At 70.9% G+C, this 3001-nt stretch carries 2 protein-coding genes; both read left to right on the top strand.

The features are described 5' to 3' along the window. Window positions 1-220 precede the first annotated feature (220 nt). Complete coding sequence (gene rpoN / locus FV223_RS24040) at window positions 221-1771, top strand: RNA polymerase factor sigma-54 (RefSeq protein WP_147729333.1); 1551 nt, start codon at window positions 221-223, stop codon at window positions 1769-1771. Between the two features lie 119 nt (window positions 1772-1890). Further along, the gene (locus tag FV223_RS24035) at window positions 1891-2982 is read left to right on the top strand and encodes a catalase family protein (protein ID WP_147729332.1); all 1092 of its coding nucleotides are present in this window, start codon (window positions 1891-1893) and stop codon (window positions 2980-2982) included. Window positions 2983-3001: the final 19 nt, after the last annotated feature.

Raw genomic sequence — 3001 nt, 5'->3', positions numbered from 1 at the left:
GGCCTTCGTGCGCGGCCGGGTCGGCGAGCGGGACGGGCGCCCCCCGTGGCTGTGGCGCCGGTGCCACCGTCCCCCGAACCAACGCGACGACCGGCCATCACGCTTTGACGCGCGGCCGGGATCGGTTTACAGCGTTTCACTAGGGCTTAAGCAAGAACCGTGCCTATAGCGTAATAACGCGGGGCGCGGCCTGTTCACCGAAGAGGACCGAGGCCACGCGATGAGTTTGCTGCAACGGCTGGAAATGCGCCAGGGCCAGTCCCTGGTGATGACACCGCAGCTTCTGCAAGCGATCAAGCTTCTCCAACTCTCCCAGCTCGATCTCGCGGCCTACGTCGACGCCGAGCTGGAGCGCAACCCGCTCCTGGAGCGCGCCGAGGCCGAGCCGTCCGAGGGGCCGGCCGAGGGCGCGGAACCCGCCGCCGAGACCTTCGAGGGCGCCGCCGAGTGGACCGCCGCCGAGGTCGACCCGGGCCGCGGCGAGATCGACGGCGATTTCGACGCCCGCCTCGACAACGTCTATCCCGACGACGCGCCGAGCCCGATCCGCGAGACGGCCACCGGCGACATGCTCTCGCTGACGCCCGCGCCCTACGGCAGCACCGGCGGCAGCTTCGATTCGGAGGCGCCGGACTTCGAGGCGACGCTCACCGTCGAGACCTCCCTGCGCGAGCATCTCGGCCGCCAGCTCGACCTCGCCACCCGCGACGCCACCGACCGGCTGATCGGCGGCTTCCTGATCGATGCGGTGGACGAGGCCGGATACCTGCGCGAATCGATCGACGCGGTGGCCGAGCGCCTCGGCGCCTCCCTCGACCGGGTGGCGGGCGTGCTCAAGCTCGTCCAGAGCTTCGATCCGGCCGGAATCGCCGCGCGCGACCTCGCCGAGTGCCTGGCGATCCAGCTGCGCGAGCAGAACCGGTTCGACCCGGCGATGCAGGCGCTGGTCTCCCGCCTCGACCTCGTGGCCAAGCGCGATTTCTCGGCGCTGCGGCGCCTGTGCGGTGTTGACGACGAGGACCTCGTCGAGATGCTGGCCGAGATCCGCCGGCTCGACCCCAAGCCCGGGCGGGCCTTCGGCTCCAGCGGCGTCGAGGTGCTGATCCCCGACGTGTTCGTGCGCGCGGCCCCCGACGGCTCCTGGCTGGTGGAGCTGAACGGCGAGGCGCTGCCGCGGGTGCTGGTCAACCAGAGCTACTACGCCCGCGTGGTCCGGGGTGCGAAGGCCGAGGGGGACAAGGCCTTCCTCTCCGAGGCCCTACAGACCGCGAACTGGCTCACCCGGAGCCTGGAGCAGCGCGCGCGCACGATCCTCAAGGTCGCCACCGAGATCGTGCGCCAGCAGGACGGGTTCTTCGTCCACGGCGTCGCGCACCTGCGGCCGCTGAACCTGAAGACGGTCGCCGAGGCGATCGGGATGCACGAATCCACCGTCTCGCGCGTCACCTCCAACAAGGCGATCGGCACCAGCCGCGGCACCCTGGAGATGAAGTACTTCTTCACCGCCGCGATCCCGGGCGCGGCGGGCACCGCCGCGCATTCCTCGGAAGCCGTGCGCCACCGCATCAAGCAGCTCGTCGACGGCGAGACCTCGGACGACGTGCTCTCCGACGACGCCCTGGTGCAGAAGCTGCGCGGCGAGGGCGTCGACATCGCCCGCCGCACGGTGGCGAAGTACCGGGAATCGCTGCGGATCCCGTCCTCGATCGAGCGCCGGCGCGAGCGCTATGCGCAGGGCGGGATGCAGCCCGGGGCGATGATGGCGCGCTGAGAGCCCGCAAACCGGTCGCCTGCGCCGTCCGCGGCGGCCTATAGCCTGGACCCGAGGCTCGAACCGGGAACGGATCCGGACATGATTGGTTGTGCGCAAGCAAGTTCAGGAGACGTTGCATGCTCGCGAGCCCGGTTCACTACAATCCTGACGTCGAGACCGTGACCGTCGAGGAAGGGCGGACGATCGACAAGCTCAACGAGACCTTCGACACCATCCTCAAGACGGTGGCCGAGGATTCCGGGCACGCGGTGCGCTCCGTCCACGCCAAGGCGCACGGCATCCTCGAGGGCGTGCTCAGGATCGACGCGGACCTGCCGCCCGAGCTGGCGCAGGGCCTGTTCGCCACGCCCGGCGAGCACAAGGTCTACCTGCGGCTCTCGACGAACGCGGGCGACATCCTGCCCGACGCCGTCTCGCTGCCGCGCGGCCTCGCCCTGAAGGTGCTCGACGTCGCGGGCGAGCGGCTGCCCGACGCCGAGGGCACCACGCAGAACTTCATCTTCGTCAACGGCAAGGTGTTCCAGGCGCCGAACGCCGACAAGTTCCTGGGCAGCCTCAAGCTGCTCGCCGGCACCACCGACCGGGCCGAGGGCCTGAAGGTCGCCGCCTCCACCGTGCTGCGCGGGGTCAACAAGGCGCTGCACGCGGTCGGCATCGACAGCCCGACCATCGGCGCGCTCGGCGGCGCACCGAACGTCGATCCGATCGGCGAGACCTACTACAGCGTCACCCCGTTCCGGTACGGCGACCACATCGCGAAGTTCTCGGTCGCCCCCGTCGCCCCGGCGCTGACCGCGCTCACCGGCACCGAGATCGACGCCTCGGGGCGACCGAACGCGATCCGCGAGACGGTCCAGTCCGAGATGCGGGGCATCGAGGGCGTGTGGGAGTTCCGGGTCCAGCTCTGCCGCGACCTCGAACGCCAGCCGGTGGAGGATCCGACGGTGGAGTGGGACGAGGCGGAGGCGCCGTTCCAGCGGGTCGGCCTGATCACCGTCCGGCCGCAGGACAGCTGGGAGCCGGGCCGGGTGCAGGCGGTCGACGAGGGCATGCGCTTCAGCGTCTGGACCGGGCTCGCCGCGCACCGGCCGCTCGGCAATATCAACTGGGCGCGCAACGCGCCCTACAAGCACTCGGCCGCGTTCCGCGAGCGCTTCAACGGCTGCCCGATCCACGAGCCGGCCGGCGGCGACCGAGCGGGCGGGTGACGCGCCGGCGGTCGAGGCC

Source organism: Methylobacterium sp. WL116 (assembly GCF_008039455.1).
Lineage (GTDB): Bacteria > Pseudomonadota > Alphaproteobacteria > Rhizobiales > Beijerinckiaceae > Methylobacterium.
The sequence above is the reverse complement of the archived record's forward strand: the minus strand, read 5'-3'. Positions and strand labels throughout refer to the sequence as shown.

Coding starts and splice junctions, on each gene's coding strand:
- rpoN (WP_147729333.1), top strand. CDS start 221: ATGAGTTTGCTGCAACGGCTGGAAATGCGCCAGGGCCAGTCCCTGGTG.
- FV223_RS24035 (WP_147729332.1), top strand. CDS start 1,891: ATGCTCGCGAGCCCGGTTCACTACAATCCTGACGTCGAGACCGTGACC.